This window comes from Paramylibacter kogurei (assembly GCF_002742285.1).
Lineage (GTDB): Bacteria > Pseudomonadota > Alphaproteobacteria > Rhodobacterales > Rhodobacteraceae > Amylibacter > Amylibacter kogurei.
This window is the reverse complement of the sequence record NZ_MDGM01000003.1, coordinates 19,904-45,362: the sequence shown is the minus strand read 5'-3', so window position 1 is coordinate 45,362 and position 25,459 is coordinate 19,904. Positions and strand designations below refer to the sequence as shown.

The following is a 25,459-nucleotide window of genomic DNA, read 5'->3' as shown; positions in this document are numbered from 1 at the left end:
AATGACCAAGATTAAATCGGTACGCACGCGCGTTTGGAATTGGAAGGGGCCAACGGTTCCGCCTACGGGGAATTTTTGCACAAATGCGTCTGATACGCTTTGGACCAAGGGCGATGCGATGTCATCATTTCGGTTTCACCAATGGTTGACCGTTGAAATTGAAACCGATGATGGCACAATTGGGATCGGTAATGCCGCCCTTGCGCCATCCGTTGTGAAAAAGGCGATTGATGATTGGTATGCGCCCCTTGTGATTGGCGAAGACCCGTTTGATTATGCCTATCTTTGGGAAAAAATGTATCGTCGTACCCACGCTTGGGGGCGCAAAGGGATTGGCATGACCGCCATTTCCGCCATTGATCTGGCGATCTGGGATTTGATGGGCAAACTGGTTGATAAACCCGTGTTCAAATTGCTGGGTGGGCGTACCAAAGAAAAAATCCCTGTCTATTATTCTAAGCTTTACGCAGGTTCGATTGAATCCATGCAAGCCGAAGCAGAAGAAGCCAAGAAAAACGGTTACCAAGGGTATAAAACGCGTTTTGGTTATGGCCCCAAGGATGGCATGAAAGGCATGCGCGAAAACCTCAAGCGTGTCGAAGCGATGCGCGAAGTGTTGGGCTATGATGTTGATCTGATGCTTGAATGCTACATGGGTTGGAATTTGGATTACACCAAACGCATGTTGCCCAAATTGGAAAAATTCGAACCGCGCTGGTTAGAAGAGCCCGTGATCGCCGATGATGTTGCAGGTTACGCCGAATTGAACGCGATGGGCAGCGTACCAATTTCGGGTGGCGAACATGAATTTTCGATCATCGGTTGCAAAGAGCTGATCGAGAAAAAAGCTGTCAGCGTTTTGCAATATGACACCAATCGTGTTGGCGGCATTACTGCGGCACAAAAAATCAATGCGATTGCAGAGGCGCATCAAATCCCCGTCATTCCCCACGCAGGCCAGATGCACAATTACCATCTGACCATGGCGAATGCGAATTGCCCAATCAGCGAATATTTCCCTGTGTTCGATGTCGAGGTCGGTAACGAGCTGTTCTACTATATCTTTGAAGGCGACCCAGAGGCCGTGGATGGCTTCCTTGATCTGGATGACAACATCCCAGGTTTGGGCATCACCATCAGCGATAAACACCTCCATAACTTTGACATCGAGGAATAGATCATGAATCCAATGTACCAAGGTATTTGGCCCGTTGCGCCAACGCCATTTAACCCCGATGGCACGCTTGATCTGGATGGGATGAAACGTGTTCTGGATTGTTTGATTGATCAGGGTGCAGATGGTATCTGTATTCTGGCCAATTTTTCCGAACAGTTTTTGATCTCTGATGCGGAGCGCGAAATCTTGACACGTTTGTGTCTTGAACATGTTGCTGGACGCGTGAAAATGATTGTCACGGTCAGCCATTTCGCCACACAAATCGCCGTGGAACGCGCGCAACTGGCCAAGGATCTGGGCGCGGATATCGTGATGATTATGCCTCCCTATCATGGGGCAACATTGCGCGGCAATCCAACCCAAACCTATGAACAGTTCGCTGCGGTGGGGGCTGTTGGTATTCCGATCATGATCCAAGATGCGCCAATGTCTGGCGTTGATCTGCCTGTGCCGTTATTGGTGAAAATGGCGCGCGAAATTGAAATGGTGAAACTGTTCAAAATCGAATGCCCATTTGCGGCCAATAAATTGCGTGCACTCATCGCAGAAGGTGGTGATGCAATCGAGGGCCCATTTGACGGTGAAGAAGGCATTACATTGCTGGCCGATTTGGATGCAGGTGCTACGGGTGCGATGACATCTGGGATGATCGTTGATCAAATCAAACCAGTGATCGATTTGCACCGCGCGGGTGATATGCAGGGTGCAACGGCGGCTTATGGGCGCGTTGCCATGGCGATCAATCACGAAAACCGCCAATGCCTGTGGCGTTCCTGCAAGGCGGCAATGGTCGAAGGTGGCGTGATTAAATCCGAATTCTGTCGCCACCCAATGGAACCGCTTCATCCTGATACGCGCTCACGGTTGATAACCCTTTTACAACCACTTGATCCACTTGTCTTGAAATGGGGAAAATAATATGACTTTGACTGGGAAAGGCACATCATTCAAACCCCACGGAAAACATCTGATTGCAGGCGAATGGGTAGCTGGAGAGGCCATGTTTTTATCGGAGCCCGCACATGGTGAAGCGCATTCTTTTTCTGTAGGTACTCCAGAACATATTGAAAGTGCGTGTGTCGCGGCAGAGGAGGCGTTTTGGACCTTCGGTTATTCAAGCCGTGTCGAACGTGCTGCATTTTTGAATGCGATTGCAGATGAAATCGAGAAGCGCGCCAATGAAATTACTGAAATTGGCACACGAGAAACAGGTCTACCAGAGGGTCGCTTGCAAGGTGAGCGCGGGCGTACGACTGGTCAGTTGCGAATGTTCGCCGAACACATTTTAAAAGGCGATTACCTTGATCAACGTCACGATGTGGCACTACCTGATCGTCAACCAATGCCACGTCCCGATATGAAAATGATCCAGCGGCCGATTGGTCCTGTCGCGGTGTTTGGTGCGTCGAACTTTCCATTAGCGTTTTCCACTGCTGGTGGCGATACAGCGGCCGCTTTTGCGGCCGGTTGCCCTGTGGTTGTAAAGGGGCATGGTGCACATCCTGGTACGGGCGAAATCATCGCAGAGGCAATTCACGCAGCAATCAAATCATGCGATTTGCATCCAGGTACGTTTTCACTGGTTCAAGGCGGCACACTTGAAGCAGGTCAAGCTTTGGTTCAGCACCCGCTTATCAAAGCTGTTGGATTTACAGGATCATTGGCAGGTGGGCGTGCGTTGTTTGATCTTTGTGCACAGCGTCCAGAACCTATTCCATTTTTCGGTGAGCTTGGTTCTGTTAATCCAATGTTCTTGTTGCCAATGGCGTTGTCCACCCGTGGCGAAGCGCTGGCAAAAGGTTGGGCTGGATCGCTAACAATGGGAGCGGGTCAATTTTGCACTAACCCCGGGATAGCTGTTGTGATTGATAGCGATGGTGCTGACTCTTTCATTTCTGAATCTGTGTCCGCGCTAAACGGTGTTGATGCGCAGACCATGCTCACCGACGGGATCGCGGTCGCATACGAAAAGGGTAGGGACCGTGTCGCGGGATCGTCAGAAGTGCAAACGCTGTTGAGCACCGCGTCAGCTAAGCGTAGTGCTAAACCAAATCTTTATGCAACAACAGGTAAGGCGTGGTTAGCAAATACAGAGCTTGGCGAAGAGGTTTTCGGCCCACTTGGACTAGTAGTTCGCGTCGCAGATGAAGATGAAATGATAGCCGTCGCAAAAAGCCTTGAGGGGCAATTGACCTGTACGCTGCACCTCGATGACGCAGATGCTGACCTTGGTCGATGTCTGATGCCTATACTTGAGCGAAAAGCAGGACGCATATTGGCCAATAATTTCCCAACGGGTGTCGAGGTTTGTGACACGATGGTTCATGGCGGACCGTATCCAGCATCAACAAACTTTGGTGCAACATCAGTTGGGACGATGGCGATCAGACGGTTTTTACGTCCAGTCTGTTTTCAAAACATTCCAAATGCTTTGATGCCTAGCACGACTTAACAAATGGCGACGCAGGGGAAATCTTTGCGTCGCAAAAAATTTACCTTGGAGGAGGAAATCATGAAACTATCAACGCTAACACTTTCCGCTGTCGCTGCGTTTGCAGCATTTGGGACAAACCCTGTATTGGCTGAATACCCCGAACGTCCTGTCACGGTCATTGTGCCGTGGGGGGCAGGTGGCGGTACCGATACTATTATACGTATATTCGCAGTTGGTTTTGAGGAGGCTTTGGGGCAACCGATAAACGTGGTTAATCGTACAGGTGGCTCTGGTGTTGTGGGGCATTCAGCGATTACACATTCACGTGCTGATGGTTATACGTTGGGAGCGTGTACTTCTGAAATAACCTATTTTGACACGATTGGCCTTGCTCCGATCACACCTGAAAGCTTTGATTTGGTATCACGGCTTGCGGAAATTCCAGCAGGTGTAACTGTTTCTGCGGATAGTCCATATAATTCCGTTCAAGAAGTCGTTGATGCGGCGAAAAAAGGGGGGTTAAGTGCTTCTGGTTCAGGTCTCGGTGGGCCATGGCATATGGCGATTGCGGGCATGATGAAATCCGCTGGTGGTGATGTAAATACAGTGCAGTTTATCCCGTCACAAGGGGGTGCTCCTGCACTTCAGGATCTTGTTGCTGATGGCATTTCGATATTCAGTGGATCACCGATCGAGGCGCGCGCGCTAGCAAGCGCAGGCGAGGTCAAAATGCTCGCAATTATGGCCGATGAACGCTCGCCGGCGTTTCCAGATTTGCCAACATTAAAAGAAAGTGGGGTTGATTGGTCTATGAGCAATTGGTTCTCTTTGTGTGCACCTGCTGGTCTGCCCGAAGACATCAAAGTTAAAATTGAAACCGCTGCCAAAAAAGCTCATGCATCAACGGCTGTGCAAGAAGCGCTGGCGCAAAGAGGCATTACCCCAGTTTTTGATGGTTCAGAAAACTTCACCACTTTTGCCAAGGGGTTTGCATCTGAGGCCAAATCGCTTCTGACTGATCTTGGTTTGGCAAAGTAAAGGGAGGGGTGCCAAAGTATATCATTATGGTTTGGCGCTCATTATTCTTATGAAAATAAATGACCGCATTATTGGTGGGCTTACCATCCTAGGTGGGCTAGGCGTGATTGCCGGAACTCTTGAATTTCGAGAAATTCCCGGGCAACAGTTTGGCTCTGCTTTCTTTCCGCGCATTCTCGGCGTCGCGTTGATTTTGACAGGGTTCGTACAAACGGTGACTGGGGCCAATGGTGCATTGTTTCAAGTGAATGAAATTTTAAAGGGTCGTTCTGGTTTGCAGGTACTTGCGGCATTAGCAGCCATCGTAATTTGGGTGATTATATCACCAGCACTCGGCTTTATCTTGACAACAGCATGTTTAATCGCGGCGCTGGCAATGCTCGCCGAAGGGCGACTCTGGCCTTCTATTGCCACTGGGGTCGTGATGTCGTTCATCTTGTTCTTTGTATTTGGCAAGCTTTTGCGCGTGCCTCTTTCCTATGGTCTTATTGAAAGTGTACTGACATGAGCGCGATAGCCGAAGCGTTCGTACTCGTAACGCAACCAGAGGTGATCGTAACAATCGTTGTTGCTAGCTTTCTGGGAATTATCATTGGCGCGATCCCAGGGCTCACCGCTGTTATGGGGGTGGCTCTTTTGGTTCCGATTACGTTTTTTATGGATCCAGTTCCCGCTATATCTGCGATCGCGGCTCTGGCTGCCATGGCGATATTTTCTGGTGACATACCCGGCACACTTTTGCGCATACCAGGTACCCCTGCGTCTGCCGCTTATGTGGATGATGGGCATGCTATATCCAAGTCTGGTCGCCCTGAGTATGCATTGGGACTAAGTATGATATCGGCGTGTGTCGGGGGCGTAATCGGTGTTTTGCTGTTGATGACAGCTGCGCCAATTTTAGCGCGGTTTGCCACTAACTTCTCTTCAGTTGAGTATTTTTGGTTGGCTTTATTAGGGCTGAGTTGCGCGGCGATCATTTCAGCGGGCTCGAAGATCAAAGGCGTCTTGTCGCTCTTGTTCGGTCTCTGGGTTGCCACTATTGGAATCGATGCGGTCGCGGGGCAACCACGATTTACATTTGGATCAATCGAGCTGACAGGTGGCGTCAGTTTTATCCCGGCGATGATCGGTATGTTCGCTTTACCTGAGGTTTTGCGAAACATCACTGCGCGCGCTACAAAGCAAGAGCCCCCAACCATGGGGCCTGTGTTTCGCGGACTTGGGACTGCAATGCGTAAGCGTTGGCGCAATCTCTTGCGAGGTGGTTTAACCGGCTCGGTGATTGGCGCTCTACCCGGCGCAGGAGCTGACATTGCAGCTTGGGTTGCCTACGCGATCGCGAAGCGACGCTCGAAAACGCCAGAAAAATTTGGAAAAGGACATGATGAAGGATTGATAGAGGCGGGCGCTGCGAACAATGGAGCGTTATCGGGAGCTTGGGTTCCAACATTAGTATTTGGAATTCCGGGTGATAGTATCACGGCTATAGTGATCGGTGTCTTGTATCTCAAAGGTCTTGAGCCTGGTCCAATCATTTTTGTTAAAACGCCTGAGTTGGTTTATGCAATCTTCTTCGCATTTTTGATGGCTAATTTATTGTTAATCCCATTCGGTTGGGCAATCATCAAGGCATCTCGTCACTTGTTACGTATTCCACCAGCCTATTTCGCCCCTGTTGTCTTGGCCTGCTGTATTGTGGGAAGTTATGCGATCAATAACACTGCGTTCGGAGTGCTCACGATGCTTGTGTTCGGTATTGTTGGTTGGCTGTTTGAAGAAAACGAAATCCCAATAGCCCCAGCAATTTTAGGCTTAGTTTTGGGAGGGATGTTAGAATTTAATTTTGTGACATCAATGCTGAAATCGCAAGGAGATATTGCGATATTTTTCTCTCGCCCCGTCGCAGCTTTTCTGGGAGTATGCGTTTTGTTTGTTTGGATATTTCCGGTGTTTGGTGTTTGGCGACGTCGTAAAATTAAAGGGGTGCGAACATGAAAATTATTGATGCACATCATCATTACTGGGATCCGAGCGCAAATTATCATCCGTGGTTAAGGGATAAGCCGATGATCCCTTTTCGCTATGGCGACTATTCATCCATTTGCGATAAGTTTATGAATTCTGAATATGACGTCGTTACCCAAGATTGGGACGTTGTCGCGACAGTGACCATGGAAGGTGAATGGGATCCAGCGGATCCAACGGGTGAGGCAATTTGGATGCAACGACAACATGACGAGACTGGGCGACCAGCGGCGCATGTTGCACAAGCTTGGTTGGATAGCGACAATATTGTTGAGTTGTTAGCAGCCTATCAAGCCCTGCCTATCGTGCGTTCGGTGAGGCACAAGCCAAGGTTTAATGACAGGCCGGGTGGTGCTGTGGGCGGTATGATGGACAAGGCGTTTCGCGAAGGTTTTTGTCGTCTCGCGGATAGCGGATTGATTTTTGACCTGCAGACACCTTGGTGGCATCTGAACGAAGCCATTGATATGGCACAACTCGCACCCGAAACCAAAATCGTTTTAAATCATGCGGGATTACCGTCTGATCGTTCCGCAGAGGGTCTTGCTGGTTGGCGTGCCGCCATGACTGAGTTTGCTGCGTTACCCCAAACCTATGTGAAGATATCAGGACTTGGATTACCCGAGCGTGCGTGGTCCATCGCCGACAATAAAGACATTATTCGGTTTTGCATAAATACATTTGGCCCTGAGCGCGCGATGTTTGCGTCAAATTTCCCTGTAGATGGTCTTTGCGGTTCTTTTGATACTATTTACTCTGGTTTTATGGATGTGACATCTGCTGACGCTGAAGGCGACAGAGATCAACTGTTCTATAAAACCGCTAAGCAAGTATACGGGCTTTGATCGGTTTGTAGCAAGCAAATGAAAAATTTGTGCTTTTGAAAGCTAAAGCCATTTGTTCGAGAAGCGCTTGGTCGTCGATCATTTTACACCTATCAAAGTGATCTCGATGACCTTCGTTTGATAGGTGCTTGTTTGGTGCAATTATTACGCTGCTAGTGTTTGACGGGCCTGTACCCAGCTTTGGATTAGTATATCGAAATTTTTCTTCATCAACGCTTGGGCGGCAAGGTCATCAATTTCATTCGCCAGCCAAGCACGCGCAGCCTCGCCAAAAATAGTCCGACCAACTGCAAACCCACGTACGAAAGGCTGCTGGCTGGCACGTGAGATGCTATCGACTACCGTATCTATTGGTGCATCAAGGCCTAACATTAGAACACCACGACACCACTGGTCGTTGTCTCGAATTACTTTCCCGACGTCTTCCCAGCCAGAATTTGTTTGATCTGGTAGTTTCCACCAATCTGGGCGCAAGCCGTCATCGTACATTTGCTGCATAGCTATCGAAGTTGCAGTGTCTCCCATTTTTCCAGTCTCAGTGTGGATTATTTCAATCAAATACTCGTGGCGAGACAGGCGCGCCGCTGATGCAAGGCGGTGCAATTGGTCAAGCTGTGTGCGGCGTAAATCGAGCGGATCGTCTGGGTTGTAAAATACCAGACACTTGATGACATGATCATCTGGCCAAGAATTAACCTCTGCACCGAGTGATGCCGCACCTTCGAACACGAGTGGGAGGGAACCAGGTTTTTCAACCGGCCGCCCAATCCAAAGCCCTTCTTTTTCCGCGCGAAATAATGCCTGGCGTCCATATGTCGTATCAAGGAGCGTGCCGAGCATCATACCTTCGCTGCGTGACGAAATCATTGTGTCCAGCGCGAGGTTTTTGAATTCTTCTATACGAGATGGGTCAGCACCCGCGTCGCTCGCCATTGCTTCAAGTTGCATTCTGTGATCGATCGCGAAGGCGCAGACGTTATCCCAGTGACCTCGACGATTGGTCGCCCAATGAACGTGTTCGAGATCTGCATCTTCACGAAGCCGTGGATTGACTACTCCACGTTCAAGGAAGAACTCTAATTCTTCCCAACTTGGATATGCGGGAGCGCAGCCATGGCGTGATACCGCCAGGGCACCGCAAGCATTGGCGATTCGACAGCATTCTTCGAGTGGTAGGTCCCGTACATAACCGCGTAGAAACCCCGCCATGAAACCGTCACCCGCACCGAGAACGTTGAACACTTCTACTGGGAATCCTTGAGAGGAAATACCATCGTCCAAATTTTCTGGAATTTCACTTGGGAACACAAGACAACCTTTGGGACCTGTTTTCAAAACGATCATGGCGTCGGAAACTTTTCGAATGTTTACCAAGGCCTCACGTGTGTCAGTTGAGCCACCGGCGATATGCACTTCTTCATCAGTTCCCACGATGACATCACAGTGCGGAAGGATTGTTTGGACGCGTTTGGTGACGGCTTCATTCGCGACAAATCTTACATCGCCTTCTCCCGCGCCTAACAAACCCCAAAGATTGGGGCGATAATCGATATCAAAAACGATTTTGGAGCCAGCATCTTTCCCAATGTTAATTGCTTTGAAGCTTGCTGCTTCGAGATGAGGTTGGGAAAAATGTGTGCCAGTGACAACAATAGCTTTTGCAGATTTGATAAATTCTGGATTGATGTCGTCTTCACTAAGTGCGGAATCTGCGCAGTCCGTACGCACAAACAGCAAAGGGAAGTTTCGATCATCTTCTATTCCCAAAAATGCGAGCGCGGTCAGTCGATCGGGGTCAATTGCAAGGCCTTTAGTCTCAACACCTTCAGCTATCAGCGTTTCGGTGACAAAGCGCCCAATTTGATCGTCTCCAACACGACTGAGAAGCGCAGTTTTAAGACCAAGGCGTGCTCCTCCTACGGCGATATTTGTCGGGCACCCACCAATATATTTGGAAAAACTACGCGCATCTTCCATGCGACAACCAACTTGGTCAGCGTAAAGGTCCGCACAGGTCCGTCCGATGGTAATAATGTCGTATTTTTTGGGGTTTTGTTGGTTTGTCATTTATTGTCTCAGTCTAGTTTTGTGTATTTTCTGCGCAAATTGTTCCCGCACGAATTGCGAGAATGAGCGCAAGCGAAATTGTTGCGTTGAGTGAGCGAAAGCCATCGACGCTTGCTTCTGAAATTTGAAACCAACTGTCGGCGTTGGTAAACGGCGCACGCGCAAGATCAGTAATTGCAATGGTTCTTGCACCCGTTGCGCGCGCGCGTTCAAAAGCGGTTATTGTCTCTTCGGCGCTGGGATTGAATGAAATCGCGACCACTGTATCTTCTGGACCAACGAGCGTCATTTGTTGTTCAAGCGTGCCACCCGCGCCGTCAAGAAGGTTAGCAGGAACATCCAGGCGCGAGAGATTATACGTAAGATAGGTAGCCGCTGTGAATGTTCGTTTTTGCGCCAGCACATGCACGATGCGCGCATCCGCAAGTAACTGAGCAGCTTTTTCTATTTTCTCTACCGGGGCGGAATGTTGCAATTCGCGAAGTGACGCGATGCCTGCGTCAACGAATCTCTCGGTCATTTCTGAGGTTCCACATGCGGCTCCGTGTTTCTCAAGGTTTTTAATTCGATCTTGATACGACGATGAGCTTGCTTGCAGCTCTGCGCGAAAAATAGCCTGCATTTCTGAGAAACCAGAAAAGCGAAAATGTTTTGCGAAACGAATAATTGCAGAAGGAGCGACGCCAATGTCTTCCCCTAATTCAGCAGTGGTGCGAAGGGCGAAACTTGAAGGATCGCGAAGTGCAAAGTCGGCGATAAGTTCCAACCGATTGCTTAAATCGTTGTACGACGTGGCAATCTCTTCGCGCAATGCCGCGAAGTCAGCTGCAGGCGCAGAAATTTCTTTCTCGTTTTCCACTTATGAACCTCCCTTTCATCGGTGCAATCTGATTTAGAATTAATATTCCATCTTGACTGCATCTTGAAATGTATGTTCTAAAACGACAAACATCAAGTGTTAAGTTCATGCACTACGGGAGGATGTAACTTGAAAGCATGTGTTATTCATGGGGCTGGACAAGTCCGTGTTGAAGACGTTGAAACGCCTGTTCCGCAGGCGGGTCAAGTAGCGTTATCGTTCGCCTATGGTGGCGTGTGCGGTTCCGACATTCATTATTTTCAACATGGGCGCGTGGGGGATTCGATCCTACGCGAACCGATGATTTTGGGACATGAATTTTCTGCGGCGATTGCAGGTTTGGGTGATGGTGTTGAGGGTTTTGCGCTTGGTGATAAGGTTGCCGTGACACCGGCATTGCCATGCCTTGAATGCGAATACTGTCAGCGTGATCTAACCAATTTATGTACCGATATGTCATTCATGGGCAGCGCTGCACATTTCCCTCATTGCAACGGTGGGTTTGCGAGTGAGCTCGTTGTCGAGGCGCGGCAATGTATCAAGCTTCCAAGCGATGCAGATTTGCGCCATGTCGCGATGGCTGAACCATACGCCGTTGCTCTTCATGCTGTGGCAATGGCAGGTGAAGTGAAGGGCGCCACAGTTCTTGTCACTGGTGCCGGTGTGATTGGTCAAATGTGTGCAGTTGCGGCTCGTGCAGCGGGAGCAGAGCGGATATTCATTTCTGATATTGCACCTGAGGCACTTGAACGATCCAAGGGTCTTGGTGCTGACGCGGTTTACAATGCTGCAGACATCGATGAGATGCGCAAATTAACCGATACCCCTATTTGCGATGTTGTATTCGAAGCATCCGGTGCACCGTCCGCTTTAAATTCAGCGATTGCGGCGACTAAACCTCGTGGGACTGTCGTGCAGGTTGGTTTTTTACCTCCTCAAGCTCCTGTTGATTTGAATAAGCTTTTAACACGCGAAATCACCTTGCACGGAACTTATCGGTTTATCGATGAGTTTGCGGAGGCAGTTCGTCAAATTACGACAGGTGAAGTTGACCTGCGCCCTATGATCTCTGCGGATATGAATATTGCAGATCCAGACGCTGTTTTTGCCCGTGCGTTAGAAAAATCCGAAACGTTGAAGGTCATGGTGCATTTCGAATGAATTCGAAGATTTCATATGATCGCGCCCAACTTGAGCTACGCGCCGCCCATATCGGGGTAGGCGCGTTTCATCGCGCACACCAACAGGTATATTATGATGATCTGGCACGATTAAACTCTGAAGACAGTAAAAATTGGGGTGTTGTTGGCATCAACTTAACGCCGCCTAACATTTCAGAATTACATGAAGCACAAGGCGCAAGTTATTCTGTACTGACGGATGATGGAAATCTGGCATCTTGTCGAGAAGTTGGGACGTTGATGCGTGTTCTTGATGCAGATAGTGCCGCAGGTTTTGATTGGTCGGACATTGACTTTGCAACATTGACGATAACCGAAAAAGGGTACTGTCATCGCGCAGGAAGCACAGAATTAGACCCTGACAAAGTAAGTGCAGACATCGCATTCCCAACCAACCCAAAAACAGCGATTGGATATCTTGCCTTAATGTTGGATCAGCGGCGTCGGGCATATGGAAATCCCATAACCCTCGCGAGCTGCGACAACGTTGCGGACAATGGTATTTTGCTCGGTTCTGTTGTGCGCGCCTATATGGAACAAGTATTTCCAGATTCATTGGCTTGGCTTGATGACAGCGTTACATTTCCAACGTCGATGGTGGATCGTATTGTTCCTGCAATGTCAGATACGAGCCGTGTGAAACTTGAAAAGGCTTGTGGAGGCAAAGACGCGCTGGGCGTCGTGGCTGAGCCATTTCGCCAATGGGTGATGGAAAACAAGTTTGCGTCGAACCGACCAGGTTTTGAGCTAGCAGGTGCGCAGATCGTGGATAATTTAGCGCCATACGAACATATGAAACACCGCATGTTAAACGGACTTCAGTCTGCCTATGCGGAGCTTGGCCGCTTATGTGGATTTAATAGTTCTGACGGTGCATCGAATAACAAAGATCTGCAAATTTGGGCTGATGTATTTTTGGAATCACAGGCGTCGACATTGATATGTCCGAATGGTGAAAACCTTGAAAAATACGGACGCATTAGTTTGAAGCGTTTGCAAAATCCAACCATCCATCATCCTCTCAACCAAATCGCAAGTGACGCGAGTTTTAAGCTGCCACAACGAATTGGTGCACCTGCAGCGGATTTGTTGAACAGCGGTCACAATGCGGAAGCCCAAGCAATGGTCATCGCGGGGTGGGCTATTATGGCGGGTGATACGTCTGCCGATGAAAACGGCGTCGTAACGACCGACCCGATGGCAAGCCAACTAGCGATGCTGCGAAAGCGCCACGAATCCAGTCACTCTGATCTCGCAAATGCATTTCTTGCATTGCCGATTTGGCCTGAGCGCGTACGCGAAGATGCTAATTTCGCTGCCTTGACGACAAAATGGGTAAATATCTTTTCTGGTGCGACAGCGGTAGAGCGCTTGGCGCAGATCCGAAAATTCTCAAAGGAGCATGTAAATGCGTAAATATCTAGGAGGTCGCACGCCAGAAGAATGGCTTGGTGCAATCCTTATGACAATTGTGGTCGCATTACTTGGATTTCAAGTGATTGCGCGTTTTGGAATGGGGCGCTCTTTCAGCTGGCTCGAAGAGGTGAGCCGCTTTGCTTTTGTTTGGGCTGTGTACTTTGGTTTTATCATTGCCGCAGAAAGCGATCGCCACATACGCGTGTCTCTTCATTTGGATCTCCTTCCCAAAAAAGCACGATTGTTAATGCTGACGCTTGCCGATTTTTTATGGCTTGTCTTCAATGCTGTGGTGATCTGGCATGGCTACCATTTCACCGTATCGATGTTTGAATTCCCATACATTTCGCAAACGACAGGTATCAATTTGGTTTGGGTGCAAATGATTGTGCCTCTGGGTTTCGCGTTTATGTCATTTCGGATTATCCAAGTAATGGTGCGCCGTTGGCAAACGGGCGAAGGCCCCGTCGACACTCGGATCGGGGAGTAATACCAAATGGATCCAACACTATTAATGGCGCTATCTTTTGTGGTCTTGCTTCTAATTGGAGTACCAGTTGGTATTTCCATTGGATTGGCTGCAGTATTGTCGATGACTGCTGCAAATATGCCAATGTCCTATCTTGTCCAAACTGCTTATTCAGCAGTCGATGAATTCACAATTATTGCCGTCCCAATGTTTATTTTGGCCGGCACGTTGATGGAAAAAGGCGGGCTTACCCATCGCTTGATTGGATTCAGCCGCGCGATTGTGGGCCCGGCGCCTGGTGGCCTTGCAACTGTGACAATTGTGGCATGTACGTTTTTCGCGGCAATTTCAGGCTCAGGGCCTGCGACCACTGCGGCGATTGGGTCAATCATGATTCCTGCCATGATTAAAGATGGTTACGACAAGGGATTTGGCGCAGCCATCACTTCGTCTGCGGGTGGCATTGGGGTGGTTATCCCGCCATCAATTCCGATGATTATTTATGGTATTACGTCTGAAACATCGATTAGTGCTTTGTTCGTAGCCGGTGTTATTCCGGGGCTTTTGTTAGCGGTTGCTTTGTGGGGGACAAGTCGTTTAATTTCGGTGCGCCGAGGCTACACATCTGGCGATGTGAAGGAACGCAACCTTACACATATCAAAAAAGCCGCATGGGAAGCCAAATGGGCACTCGCTGCGCCCATCATTATCCTTGGCGGTATCTATACGGGCGTATTTACAGTGACTGAAGCGTCAGTAGTAGCCGTTCTTTATGCGCTGTTTGTTGGAATATTCATCTATCGCGAAATTCGCGTTGGGTTATTCATTGATGCGGTTGTCTATGCCGTTCGTATCACAGGTACAGTTATGCTTGTTCTTGTTACGGGGCGTATCATTGGACGTATGTTATCGATGTTTCAGATACCACAAGCCGTGTCGGGTTATCTGATCGATGCTATTTCAGATCCAACAATGTTGATCTTGCTGGTCCTGTTAATGTTGGTTTTTATTGGCATGTGGATGGAGACGTTGACGCAGATTATTATTCTGACACCGCTTCTTTTGCCTGTTGTTGTAAATGTTGGGATCGATCCCATTCAGTTCGGCATTATTTTTGTTATTGCCTGCGAGATTGGCTATTCAACGCCACCGCTCGGGGTCAATCTATTTGTTGCTTCAGAGATCGGAGAAACCACCGTCGAAAAGGTTTCCAAGGCCTCGATCCCATTTCTTTGTGCTGAGATTGCGGTGATGGTGCTTGTCGCCTTTGTACCCGCGCTCACGCTTTGGTTGCCCAGAATGATGGGCTTCATCAATTAGTTTTAATCGGAGGAAACCACTATGAAACTATTCACGAAAACACTTACCACTGCAGCGATCGCATTGAGCGTCGCATTGCCGGTCGCAGCGGCGGATTTCACAATGCGCCTAAGCCACGGTGACAATGAAAATAACCCAACACACAAGGGTGCGCTAAAATTTGAAGAGCTCGTTGAAAAATACTCTGATGGCCGTATCGATGTTCAGATTTTCCCATCGAACCAGCTGGGTTCTGAACAAGAAGTTGCACAATCGTTGCGCATGGGTTCAATTGAATCTGAAATTCTATATACAGGTAACCTTGTGCCTCTTGCGCCTTCGGTTGGTGTAATGATGCTCCCTTATGCATTTACGTCAAACGAAGATGCACACGCTGCGATGGATGCATTGAAAGAGCCGTTGAACGAACGTCTTCCAGGTGAGGCTGGCGTGCGTGTTTTGGGTTATTTTGAGAAAGGCTTTCGCGTACTTACCAATGGTGAGCGTGAAGTAAAAACACTAGAAGATCTGCAAGGCTTGAAGGTTCGTGTCTCCAAGAACAACATTGCTATCGAGACGTTTAAATCTTGGGGTTTAGATCCTATCCCAATGGCTTGGGCTGAGGTGTTTCCTGCGTTACAGCAAGGCGTTATTGATGGTCAGGAAAACCCATATACGACCGCTATTTCTTCTAAGTTCTACGAAGTTCAGAAATACATTACAGAAGTACACTACCTGATTTGGTCTGGCCCAATCATTGTGTCCGAGCGGTTTTATCAAGGCTTGCCAGAAGACTTGCAAGCCGCCTTGAACAAAGCTGGTGAAGAGGCTGCGATGTATGAACGCGAAGTTTCAGCAGCAGAAACAGAGGCTGCCAAAGTAAAACTTGTCGAGCTTGGCATGACGCTAAGCGGTGCTCCAGAAGATGAAGCAAAATGGCAAGAAGCGGCAAAAGCCCTGTGGCCAAGTTTTGCAGCCGATATTGGTGGTGCAGAATGGCTTGAAGAAGCAACAGAAATTATGAATGCTGCGATTGCTGCTAAATAAACGAAATGGCAATTTCGTTGCAACAAAGAGGCCAAGTGAAAGCTTGGCCTCTTTTAGATTCTCCTACCTTCGACAAATAAATTTATAATTTATATGACAACGAAGAGAGCCAGAACTGTGTAGATGTTACAATCCCGTCAGTGTGACATTAGCACAGCCCGTGCTTACGGAATACAAGTTCGGGCAGGATCGTTTCCCATTCGTCTCGTTTGATATAGCGATGGTAACGCTCGTCATTATCGGTCTTTCTCCACCTAACAATTGCGCCAATCTTACCCGATACCAATGATGAGCTATCGGGGGGACTCCAGTTTTTAGCCATGCGACAAAGGGGGCGACGGTTTTGATCCATGACCAACCATTTCCCGTCACGTCGTTCTAGCGTTACAGGATCATCGATTTTAGCATTGGATATGGCAGCATGAGTTGGATTATCCGCAGGCAAACGGCCAGCGTAGGACAGGTCGACCGTCGCCAAGTCGGGCACTTGATACCAATCGGGGTTAGGCAGATCCATGCGGCTGGGCATTTCGACCTTTCGCAGCATTTCGCTTTCAGAGTCAGCAAGTACGAATGCGTGTTCGCCTCTCGTGACCACCGATAGGCTCAGGCGCGCACGTGTCATTGCGACATAGAAGAGGCGACGTGGCGCTTCGCCGTCCTCACCCTCCGAAAGGGCTTCCCAACCTCCATCAAGGATCACCACATGGTCAAACTCGAGCCCCTTGGAGCGGTGCGCAGTGAGCAGAAGTAGCCCCCTTTGCACGCGTCGCACATCTTTCGACCATTCCGCAAGCCACTCTATGGCGTCGAGCGCTGGAATAGATTTTTTCCCTAAATCTCTTGCAAGGTCAGCAATCCCCTCGGCAAGAATATCTACCCAACGGCTAGAGTTTTGTTCATTGAGAACATCCAGAATGTCTTGGATTGTTAGCATCGCAACGGGGCGTTTGCGTAAGCCTGCAACAAGTTGTTGCATCTCACGTAAGCGCCAGACACTAGGGAGTTTCTCGTTAGCCATTTCAACTGGAAGCTCAAGCTCTTCGGCGTAGGCACGCACAGCGCTAAGTCTGCGCCAATCACGTGAAATGATTGCTGTACGAGACCATGAAAAATTGGGATCTAGTCGCGACATCCTTACGAGCTCATCAACAGCGATTACAGCTTGCGCTACCTCGTCATCTGGGCCGTCAAGAAACTGTACGCGCCCTTGGCCAACCGGATCATATTGCGCCATTGCACCACCACCAGGATCGAGACTACGCAGTTTGTCCACGGTGATCTCATGCCCTGCTTTCATGCGGCCTTTAGAAGCTTCGATGACTTGATTGGATGCATCAATAATGAAGCGGGTCGAACGATAGTTCTCGACCAGAAACTTAGGCTTAGCGCGGTAGTCTGCTTCAAACTGGCGAATGAAAGAGATCGAAGCGCCCGCAAAGGCATAGATGTTCTGGTCATCGTCGCCCACCGCAAAAAGGCTTAGCCGTTGGTCCGGATCATCTAACGAGCGTCCCGCCACCGCTGCGATCAATGCGTATTCCTCAGGGCCAATGTCTTGGTATTCATCTACAAGAATCCAGCGGTATCCCTGAATGAGAGCTTCACGCTGCGCCTCCGCCTCAGAACGGCTTAAGCCGTCGCCGTTAATCTGGTGGACTGCATCCATGATAATGCCATCAAAGTCGCGTTCTTCGGACACGGCACCAGAAAAACTCGCGCCGACTAAGCGCATCGCTAGGGCATGACAAGTTGAGACGGTCACGCGAGATGCATCCTCACCGACAAGATGACGCAGACGGGCACGGATCTCTGCCGCGGCATGGCGATTATAAGTGAGGACGAGGATGTCGCGAGGATCCTCACGTTTTACGCGCAGTAGGTAGGCTATACGGTGCACAAGGATCCGTGTTTTTCCAGAACCTGGCCCCGCAAGAACGAGAACATTGGTCTCTTCGCGCTCATCTGCAACGATCTCTTGTTGAACGGGGTTACCCAAATCCTCTACAATCTTTTTCCAAGCTTTTCCTGTGGTTTGGCGGCGCATTTCAACGCTGCGTCCGGGCATCCAACGTTGCAAAAACCGATCTTGATCCAGCGTGAAGTAGTCCTCAGAAAGGCGCTTTGCCTCTTCGATATGCTCAAGACCTCTTTCGGCATAGGCTGACATCACATGAGTTTGGATCGTTTGCTCGCGGTAGTGTTCCTCTAAAGGTAAGAAATCTTTTTTAGTAAATCCACTACGGCCAGATTTCAGATAGATGGTCATAGCCGAGCGGAATACGGATAAACCCTTCCCCAGTGTTACCACTTTTTGTTCATGAAGCCACAAAAGCGAGCGTTCCATGAGTTTTGTCATGTCTTTCACGCCGGATGATTTTATAATTGTATCGCCCCTCAGCACAGCCAAGAGTTCGCCAACAGTTGTGTCGACCTGAATGTCTTTACCGCGGGCGCCAGAGGGTGCGTTGTCGATCAATACTTCGAGAAGCTTTTCAGCCGCCAACCAACGAATAGAGGCAGTATGCTCTACAATCCGCCACGAACGCTGCAGTACTACTTCAAGCGTTTTGTTCGATAGTTTTCGTAGGCGAATATTGCCCCTGCCACCATCACTGTCGCGCCCATCCCTTTCGATGCTGCGTAAAACACGATCAAGGACATGGGGGATTGCATCTCCATGACCTTCGTCGCGCAACACTTGGCTAGCGGCTGACAAATCCAATGAAGCAGCATCACCGATTTCTGCTTCTGGGGCGAATTCACGCAGCTTGGCAATGAGTGCCTTTTCAAGTTGTATAGCGCGCTTGATGCGATCGCGCGATTGGTTTTCCACACCGATGTGCACGGAAACCGTTATGGCAATGTCGTTTCGCGCAACATTAAATGTCTCAAGGTCCGCCATCGCTTTGCTAAGCTCGCGATGCGATAGCCCACTTATGCCGGTCAACTCGTCAGTAGAAATGCCCTGATCGGGCTGTGTGTTCATGATATGACGCACAATATTCAAAAGCTGATTGCGTCGTGTTTGTGTTATCTCCGCCCCGTTCAAGCGTTGTGCGGCGTCGTCAATGGTGCGCACCATGAGCGATGACGGGAACACCTGAACGCGATTTTCTTCACGCGAGACGAGGGTTGCCTCCTCTAGCCATGATACTGCCGTTTTTACACGTGTGTCGTCGGTCGCGCTGTCTCGAACAAACTCACGGTCTTTCTCTTCGAGCACAATCTCGCCCGGCGTTGCGACTACTGTTCCGCTGTTTCGCGTGTGTTCGTCCATGCGTCTAAGCGCTTTTAAGATAGCTCCTATTTCGTGGCGATCGAGACGGGAGCGTGCACAGAGGTTGAACTGGCGTTCTACGTCGTCAGTGTGATACAGCAACACACATTCAGCGGGTGCCCGATCACGACCAGCTCGCCCTGCTTCTTGTAAGTAGTTTTCCAACGAGCCAGGAATGTCCGCATGAATAACCAGTCGAATATCAGGCTTGTCTATGCCCATTCCAAAGGCGTTGGTGGCCGCAATTACCCTTAGCTCTCCGACACGAAACCGTTCTTGCACAATGTGCTTGTCATCTGCCGTTAATCCAGCATGGAAATGTTCTGCCGCGAGCCCCTGGTGTTTCAGAAATACGGCGACACGTTCGGTTTCCTTTCGGGTCGCGCAGTAAATTACAGCCCCAGACGTGTCACCCGCAGGAAGGTGCTCTTGAATCGCTGTCAGAATGTCCGCAAGCTTGCTTTCCTTGCCTGTTGGTTGCACGGTAAATGTCAGGTTAGTTCTCGTTGCCCCACCATCGAACAGGCCAAGCTCTACCCCCAGTCGTTCACGGAAATGCTTCGTGATGTCATGCACGACTTCGGGCTTGGCCGTGGCTGTTAAGCACATCACTGGCGCAGGTGCTATATTGCCCGAAAATTCACGGATAAAGCGCCCTATGTAGCGATAGTCAGGACGAAAATCGTGCCCCCATTTCGAGACACAGTGCGCCTCGTCCAATACCCAAATCCCAACTTCGCGCTGCGCCAAAACTGATCGGATGGAAAGGCTGCGTAACTGCTCAGGGGAGATCAAAAGAATGGCCGCTTGCCCCATCCGAACCCGATTTAGGGCCTCTTGTCGTTCCGGCATTGAGAGCATTCCATTGATCGTTACAGCAGAGGAAATTCCTGCACGTTCCATCCCTTGGACCTGGTCGGCCATGAGCGCCACTAAAGGGGAAATAACCACCGTAAGTGCTCCAGTCTTCTCATAAAGGCTCAGCGCCGGAATTTGATAACAAACGGACTTTCCTGTGCCAGTGGGCAAAATACCCAACACATTTGCGTGGTTCATCGCCTCAGAAACGATGACCTCTTGCAGCGAGTTACCGTCGCTGTTGACCGGTTGGGGACGGAAACTTTCAAAGCCGAACCATTTCTTAAGAGCGCTGACTGGGTTATTCATATTGGCACACCAATTGCAGGCGCTGTTACCGCATTTGGTGTCTCGCAGTTCACGTACGAGCATGGCAGATTCTGGGAAGGATGTTCGAACCCACGGTGGCATCACGGACTCTCCACCCGACACCGAAATCCAGGAAATCGCGTAGGCCAGCGGCCAAGCCATCCGCGGATCAGTTAGCTTATCGAGAACCCCTGGTACCTGCTTTTCGCAAGCTTGCCCTTTCAAAAGCGATGTGATTGCAGCGAATGCATCAACGCGACTGGGATTGGTTGCTTGGCGAACTTCTCTGAACACGGCATCAAATCCATCTGCTCGATCTATTCGGGTCCCTAGATAATGATATGCAAGGAGCATATCAGGTGATTGCACATTTAGTTCAGTCAGCGCTTCGATTTGGTTTTCTAGGATCTGAAACACCAGCCTTGCATCAAGCTCGGGATCGTTCACATGCCCTGACTGCAAGCGCCCATCATGGTAGTGCTTTACGAGGTGATGGTAAGGGTTGCGGGGGAAAGCCAGCGGATTGAGCCAGAGCGTATCGATGGGTGCGACCATTTTCGCAGCTAGGCGCGGGCGCGCGGCTAACAGGTGTTCGATATCATGTCGCAGAATATTATGGCCTATGACGTGGAGCGTTTTCCCCAACTCTTTCTCGAGTTGGTCAAGTGATTGCTTAAGTACGCCCTTCGGGGTTACGACAGCAGTGTCGTCGCCAAACCGCACCGCAGCCATGTCAAAGATTTCTGAGGTTTTGGGATTCACTTCGAGATCAACGGAGAGACATCTTTCAAGCAGAGGTCTTATGTTTTCGTTCTTTGATCTTAAGGGGTTGAAAAGCGCCATAAACACTGTCTTTTACTATTATTTGTCCCGAGCTTAAGACCTCTTTGGTTGCACAGCAAGGGAACAAAGTGGGGCTTAATTCGGGGTCGAATCTGATAATGTCTTCAGTAATAAATAACGCGCGCGCAAAGTGCTGTTTTTAATGGTGCCTATGATATTTGTGCACATATTAGTTTGTCGATAGTGCGGGTTTTGCGCTTAATCTCTTTAACATGTTTATCAGCCGATCCATTCGGCCCTGTTCTCGTTCTCATCTTATATCCTTCCTTGGATTACGATGAACCAAAAACTCTAGCTTAGCAAAACATTACCTGTTGTCTCATAGTGCTGACGGCACACATCTCGTAACGCATGGCTGGTATGCCAAAGGCAGAAGTTGGCGGCAGAAGCGAAGCTAAGCAGTATTATATCAGGCTGATTGGTTCAAATTCGATCATTTATTGACAGCTTGTGAAGCAACATGTTTGCTGGTGGTTATTGACTTATTCTATTGAAAGCACTGATTTATGTCGACGATACAAACGAACCTTGAAAAGCTGATTGCAACTTTAACTAAAGGTAGTCTTGAAGATGAGATAGAATCGTATTTTGAGATAACACCAAAAAAGTACCCGGCCTATGCTAACCGAATTCTTCAAGCCAAAACCGGTGAGGGTACGAAAGGGGCGCGAAGCTATTTTATCAAGGTAGGCGATGAGCATTTACCAATGAAGGCAGTAGCGAGAATGGCTCAAATTAGAGCTGGCATCTCGAACTTTAATCCCAAATCACTTACTTTTGCTCCTGCGATGGAGCATTTTGGATATGAAATTGTGCATATCAATAAGTTGGCTAATTTCGAAATCGGTCAGAATTACTCCCGCCAGGATGACATTCACCGAATATTCGGAGGACAGCAACAGGGCGGGATATCGACCCCGGCAAACCAGCCTTATGTTTTCATTTTTACAGGCAAATCGGGCGCTGAGTTTGGTTACGAGGATGGGTGGCAAGACAATGGTGTTTTTCTGTATACTGGTGAAGGGCAGGTGGGCGATATGGAAATGTCCGGTGGTAATAAGGCTATTCTTGAGCACACCGAACAAGGCAAAGAGATTTTACTTTTTGAAGCTACTGGAAAAGGTAAGCCCTATATATTTCGTGGAAAGCTAGCTTGCCAATCTTGGGATGAGGTTGAAGGTCCGGATCGGGACGGAGCCACTCGGAAAATTGTACGGTTTCATTTGGTTCCGAAAGAGAACGCACATGTTTCAGAATTTGGTGCTGTTGAGTATGTGCCTCCCAAAGGGAAAACTCTGGAGGAGTTGAAACAGAAAGCTATTCAGGCGGGTAAAGCCACCAATAAAAGTTCATGGAAATCAGCTCCAAAGGAGTACAGAAAACGTAGTAAGGCCGTTAAGGATTACGTTTTTGCTAGAGCAAATGGCGTATGTGAACTCACCGGCAAACCTGCTCCCTTCAAACGCAAAGATGGCTCACCATATCTCGAAGCACATCATACCAGACAAATGTCTGATAATGGGCCTGACCATCCTAGGTGGGTAGGTGCAATATGTCCTAGTGTTCATAGAGAAATTCATTTTGGCGAGAATGGCGAAAAGCTTAATGAAAAACTAAAGAAAATTCTTCATGAGCTTGAAGGGTGATAACGGCCCAAACCGGACACTCGTTGGAGTGTTCAAATTCTGCAGTTGTGACCTGCATAGCAGACATTGCAGCGCGTCCTTAGCTTTTAACTACTCGTTAACAGAACCATTTCACAAGCTCGAGCAAAGGCTTTAGCTCGGTTATGGCTACGCACTATAATCAGGGCAGGAACTTCGTGCGCGCAGACCATCATGGCAACGTTAATCCAGGCATACGTGGGTGAACGAGCACTCGGCGTGGGGCTAAATCACGGAAGGTACAATCCGCTAGTGAGCAGAAGTCGGACTACACATTCTCAAGTTGCTAAAGTAGACTCGCCATCGCTTGGTTAATTAGTTCTCGTTGATCATTCGATAAGCCATTGTCTTCCAATATTCTATCAAACGCTCTACGCGCCGTGGCGGCCGTACCATCAAGTTGAAGGTTTTTTATGGTCCAACAACCCTTAACCGAAAGACCGACCATTACAACTTTCTTTTCCTCTTGAACAAATTCAATGTGTTCTACAGGATTGTCTAAATAAGGGTGAACAACCCGAAAATCACATTCCTCATAGTTGGGTGCTTCGACCGCAATAGTGTCGAGATCGGATTTGACCGTGAAACCATTGCAAGCCTCACAAGCGACCGCAATGTTGGCGGGCAGAAAGGTCCACTTCCTATAGTGTTCTTTGGGCGCGATATGATCTCGATGTGCGCTACGCCTCGCCTCCAAACCAAGCTTTGACTCGCACCACACGCACTTGCTGTCCTGTTCAGCCATTCCATGATCCATGACCGCTTTTTTGAATGCTTTTACGGAATTGGTTTGCCGGGACCATTCAGCTTTCTTAGCGTCGTCATCAACGGCCTGTAGTTCATCCAGGACATTCAAATCTACTGTTGCGCAAGCTTGAAGGTTAAGCATCAGTTTCCCTTTCAAGATAGACCTTGATTGAACCCAAAATTTCGCGAAGCGCCGCATTATCGTGTGAAGCCAATGGTCGAAGCCGTTCGTTGATCTCTCGGAGTCTATCCAAGTCCGCATCTTCTGTTCCGGAGATCATCTTCAGGGCTGTTGCGAGATCATGTTCAACGTAGCGGTTGCCGGCTGATCCTAGGCCAAACACCCTGTAGAGAATATTGTCTGCAGATCGACCAAAAACATCTCCATCAAACGAATCGAAGTGACCCATATTTGCATTCGCAACTGTCAGCGACCCGGTTGTTTCCTCAACATCTGAAACCAGAAAGTGGGAATGCGTGGCGATGACAGCGTGAGTTTCTGGGCTTTCCGTGAACGTGTTGAGGAGCGAGGGAATGTATTGGCGTTGCCAATCAGGGTGCAGACTTATCTCCGGCTCATCAATGAGGACAACGGAGCGTTCGCCCAAATTGGCAAGCAATTGCGATGTGGTGCTCAAGATATGTTGCTCCCCAGAACTCAAATCATCGAAAGCCACGATCTCATCACCTTTGGTAAAAAGAAGGCGCATTTGTCCGAACAGCTGTAGCTTTCGTCCAAGGAGCAAATATCGCGCAATTTCTGAATAAGACACATCCATGCCAAGAACTGGCGGCGTGATCGGAACAAGATGCTCTCCCTTGCGCCCTCTCGTCGTTTCTCCAAACTGAAGGATGGGTCTAATAGCTTTTACAAAGGGCCAGAGTTCAACCAGCTGATCATGCCAATCTTGATTCGCACTAGTAACCCTAAACCGCGCTGAACCTTGCCGTCGTTCCAGATAATCGAGACCAATTTTGAGGAATTCCCCTTCTTGGCTCGCTTTAAGAAGTTCTGACATTCGAAAATCAAGGCCTATGTAAAACGGCGAAGCCAGTTCAAGGCGTTCCAGCCAATCAACTCTGAAACTGTTCCAGCTTGGCCTATCCATGGCCTCAAGAAAACTTATCAGCGCTTGCGTAGAGAGGGCACCGGTCGTTGTCATGTTGTTAGATTGGCGAAGACCGAGATATCTGTAGAATTGTTCGTCTGCTCTTTGAGCAAATCTGAACTTGTCTAATGGCAAATGGGCGAGTGCCAACACACGGTCGGCAAACTGTAGGTTCTCAAGCCCAACCGAGCGTTCGTTCAAACGGACTTTGATCTCTCGGCCATATCTGCTCACTTCCCAAACATCGCCGTCCAATGCGTACATAATGCGCGCATCGACATCAGCCTCGTTAAGCGCCTCTTTATTTTCATGCGGGAAAAGACCGGGCAGCTCGTCCTGAGTTTCCAGAATACGCAACCGTTTTGATGGCTTTGGCCCGTCGGGTTCGCGGTACTTGTTTCTGTAGATGCGATGAATATTGGTCAACTCGTTTGCGAGGGCGGCAAGGGCATGGCTTTTACCCGATCCGTTTGGCCCAATTATTACCGACGCCTTTGCTCCAGGCTCGAAATCTTCGTTTGTAAATAACGGTATGTGGGTGGACTTTGTCTGAAAGGAAATCAGATGAAAGCCAGTCTTTCGCTGTTCGTGTTGCAATCGTGTGTCTCAGTTCTCGTTGATAAAAATTCTTTAGGGCCTAATTCTACTTATCATGGTCACTAGTAACCCGTCGTCGAAAAACATACCTCAATTTTGTCGACGCATATCTTAGGCGCTTGCGGGTATTCGCATAATGTACGTCCCGGACCCGACCTGGTCTGCTTGTCGCCACTCCTCGGCGCGGATTTACAC

Annotated in this window: 18 protein-coding genes; 13 read left to right on the top strand and 5 right to left on the bottom strand. The window is 49.0% G+C overall.

What is annotated here, in order from left to right:
- The first annotated feature begins 1 nt into the window (after position 1).
- Genes BFP76_RS00840 through BFP76_RS00810 form a run of 7 tightly spaced genes read left to right on the top strand, consistent with a single transcriptional unit; the run spans position 2 to position 7,519 of the window.
- Positions 2–1,177, top strand: coding sequence for an L-rhamnonate dehydratase (locus tag BFP76_RS00840; RefSeq protein WP_099591287.1), 1,176 nt, complete (start codon positions 2–4; stop codon positions 1,175–1,177).
- Between the two features lie 3 nt (positions 1,178–1,180).
- Entirely contained in the window at positions 1,181–2,095 is a 915-nt protein-coding gene (locus BFP76_RS00835; protein ID WP_099591286.1) for a dihydrodipicolinate synthase family protein, read from the top strand.
- A 1-nt stretch (position 2,096) separates the two neighbouring features.
- Positions 2,097–3,629: an aldehyde dehydrogenase (NADP(+)) gene (locus BFP76_RS00830; RefSeq protein WP_099591285.1), complete on the top strand. Its 1,533-nt coding sequence runs from the start codon at positions 2,097–2,099 to the stop codon at positions 3,627–3,629.
- 60 nt (positions 3,630–3,689) lie between these two features.
- The gene (locus BFP76_RS00825) at positions 3,690–4,649 is read left to right on the top strand and encodes a tripartite tricarboxylate transporter substrate binding protein (protein ID WP_099591506.1); all 960 of its coding nucleotides are present in this window, start codon (positions 3,690–3,692) and stop codon (positions 4,647–4,649) included.
- A 31-nt stretch (positions 4,650–4,680) separates the two neighbouring features.
- Positions 4,681–5,157, top strand: coding sequence for a tripartite tricarboxylate transporter TctB family protein (locus BFP76_RS00820; RefSeq protein ID WP_165775617.1), 477 nt, complete (start codon positions 4,681–4,683; stop codon positions 5,155–5,157).
- The gene (locus BFP76_RS00815; RefSeq protein ID WP_099591283.1) at positions 5,154–6,644 is read left to right on the top strand and encodes a tripartite tricarboxylate transporter permease; all 1,491 of its coding nucleotides are present in this window, start codon (positions 5,154–5,156) and stop codon (positions 6,642–6,644) included. Before BFP76_RS00820 ends, BFP76_RS00815 begins: the two co-directional genes overlap by 4 nt.
- Positions 6,641–7,519 (top strand): amidohydrolase family protein, encoded by an 879-nt coding sequence (locus tag BFP76_RS00810; RefSeq protein WP_099591282.1) that lies wholly within the window; start codon positions 6,641–6,643, stop codon positions 7,517–7,519. The genes BFP76_RS00815 and BFP76_RS00810 overlap by 4 nt, the downstream gene beginning before the upstream one ends.
- A gap of 144 nt (positions 7,520–7,663) precedes the next feature.
- Here BFP76_RS00810 and BFP76_RS00805 read toward each other — a convergent pair whose 3' ends face one another.
- Together BFP76_RS00805 and BFP76_RS00800 are read right to left on the bottom strand one after the other, a co-directional pair.
- Entirely contained in the window at positions 7,664–9,586 is a 1,923-nt protein-coding gene (locus tag BFP76_RS00805) for a bifunctional 5-dehydro-2-deoxygluconokinase/5-dehydro-2-deoxyphosphogluconate aldolase (RefSeq protein WP_099591281.1), read from the bottom strand.
- A 13-nt stretch (positions 9,587–9,599) separates the two neighbouring features.
- On the bottom strand, positions 9,600–10,445 hold the full coding sequence (locus BFP76_RS00800) for a MurR/RpiR family transcriptional regulator (protein WP_099591280.1): 846 nt from the start codon (positions 10,443–10,445) through the stop codon (positions 9,600–9,602).
- Between the two features lie 129 nt (positions 10,446–10,574).
- Here BFP76_RS00800 and BFP76_RS00795 point away from each other — a divergent pair, with 129 nt between their 5' ends.
- From BFP76_RS00795 to BFP76_RS00775, 5 genes are read left to right on the top strand one after another with little or no spacing between them, the layout of a single operon-like run.
- A complete protein-coding gene (locus tag BFP76_RS00795) occupies positions 10,575–11,606 on the top strand; it encodes an L-idonate 5-dehydrogenase (RefSeq protein ID WP_099591279.1) in 1,032 nt (343 codons plus the stop codon).
- Positions 11,603–13,042, top strand: a complete 1,440-nt coding sequence (locus BFP76_RS00790; protein WP_099591278.1) for a mannitol dehydrogenase family protein — start codon at positions 11,603–11,605, stop codon at positions 13,040–13,042. Before BFP76_RS00795 ends, BFP76_RS00790 begins: the two co-directional genes overlap by 4 nt.
- Before the next feature lie 46 nt (positions 13,043–13,088).
- Positions 13,089–13,532, top strand: coding sequence for a TRAP transporter small permease (locus BFP76_RS00785; RefSeq protein ID WP_099591505.1), 444 nt, complete (start codon positions 13,089–13,091; stop codon positions 13,530–13,532).
- 6 nt (positions 13,533–13,538) lie between these two features.
- Positions 13,539–14,831, top strand: a complete 1,293-nt coding sequence (locus tag BFP76_RS00780) for a TRAP transporter large permease (RefSeq protein ID WP_099591277.1) — start codon at positions 13,539–13,541, stop codon at positions 14,829–14,831.
- A 21-nt stretch (positions 14,832–14,852) separates the two neighbouring features.
- Complete coding sequence (locus tag BFP76_RS00775; protein ID WP_099591276.1) at positions 14,853–15,857, top strand: TRAP transporter substrate-binding protein; 1,005 nt, start codon at positions 14,853–14,855, stop codon at positions 15,855–15,857.
- A gap of 148 nt (positions 15,858–16,005) precedes the next feature.
- Here the strand turns inward: BFP76_RS00775 and BFP76_RS00770 are convergent, their stop codons facing one another.
- Positions 16,006–21,036 (bottom strand): RecQ family ATP-dependent DNA helicase, encoded by a 5,031-nt coding sequence (locus BFP76_RS00770; protein WP_165775633.1) that lies wholly within the window; start codon positions 21,034–21,036, stop codon positions 16,006–16,008.
- A 617-nt stretch (positions 21,037–21,653) separates the two neighbouring features.
- On the opposite strand from BFP76_RS00770, the gene BFP76_RS00765 reads away from it, so the two are divergent.
- Positions 21,654–22,793 (top strand): SRA domain-containing endonuclease, encoded by a 1,140-nt coding sequence (locus tag BFP76_RS00765; RefSeq protein ID WP_099591274.1) that lies wholly within the window; start codon positions 21,654–21,656, stop codon positions 22,791–22,793.
- A 304-nt stretch (positions 22,794–23,097) separates the two neighbouring features.
- Here the strand turns inward: BFP76_RS00765 and BFP76_RS00760 are convergent, their stop codons facing one another.
- Positions 23,098–23,700, bottom strand: coding sequence for an HNH endonuclease family protein (locus tag BFP76_RS00760; protein ID WP_099591273.1), 603 nt, complete (start codon positions 23,698–23,700; stop codon positions 23,098–23,100).
- Positions 23,693–25,264, bottom strand: a complete 1,572-nt coding sequence (locus BFP76_RS00755) for an AAA family ATPase (protein WP_099591272.1) — start codon at positions 25,262–25,264, stop codon at positions 23,693–23,695. Before BFP76_RS00755 ends, BFP76_RS00760 begins: the two co-directional genes overlap by 8 nt.
- Positions 25,265–25,459 lie beyond the last annotated feature (195 nt).

Coding starts and splice junctions, on each gene's coding strand:
- BFP76_RS00815 (WP_099591283.1), top strand. CDS start 5,154: ATGAGCGCGATAGCCGAAGCGTTCGTACTCGTAACGCAACCAGAGGTG.
- BFP76_RS00770 (WP_165775633.1), bottom strand. CDS start 21,036: ATGGCTGCGGTGCGGTTTGGCGACGACACTGCTGTCGTAACCCCGAAG.
- BFP76_RS00810 (WP_099591282.1), top strand. CDS start 6,641: ATGAAAATTATTGATGCACATCATCATTACTGGGATCCGAGCGCAAAT.
- BFP76_RS00785 (WP_099591505.1), top strand. CDS start 13,089: ATGACAATTGTGGTCGCATTACTTGGATTTCAAGTGATTGCGCGTTTT.
- BFP76_RS00790 (WP_099591278.1), top strand. CDS start 11,603: ATGAATTCGAAGATTTCATATGATCGCGCCCAACTTGAGCTACGCGCC.
- BFP76_RS00830 (WP_099591285.1), top strand. CDS start 2,097: ATGACTTTGACTGGGAAAGGCACATCATTCAAACCCCACGGAAAACAT.
- BFP76_RS00840 (WP_099591287.1), top strand. CDS start 2: ATGACCAAGATTAAATCGGTACGCACGCGCGTTTGGAATTGGAAGGGG.
- BFP76_RS00805 (WP_099591281.1), bottom strand. CDS start 9,586: ATGACAAACCAACAAAACCCCAAAAAATACGACATTATTACCATCGGA.
- BFP76_RS00825 (WP_099591506.1), top strand. CDS start 3,690: ATGAAACTATCAACGCTAACACTTTCCGCTGTCGCTGCGTTTGCAGCA.
- BFP76_RS00780 (WP_099591277.1), top strand. CDS start 13,539: ATGGATCCAACACTATTAATGGCGCTATCTTTTGTGGTCTTGCTTCTA.
- BFP76_RS00775 (WP_099591276.1), top strand. CDS start 14,853: ATGAAACTATTCACGAAAACACTTACCACTGCAGCGATCGCATTGAGC.
- BFP76_RS00835 (WP_099591286.1), top strand. CDS start 1,181: ATGAATCCAATGTACCAAGGTATTTGGCCCGTTGCGCCAACGCCATTT.
- BFP76_RS00760 (WP_099591273.1), bottom strand. CDS start 23,700: ATGCTTAACCTTCAAGCTTGCGCAACAGTAGATTTGAATGTCCTGGAT.
- BFP76_RS00765 (WP_099591274.1), top strand. CDS start 21,654: ATGTCGACGATACAAACGAACCTTGAAAAGCTGATTGCAACTTTAACT.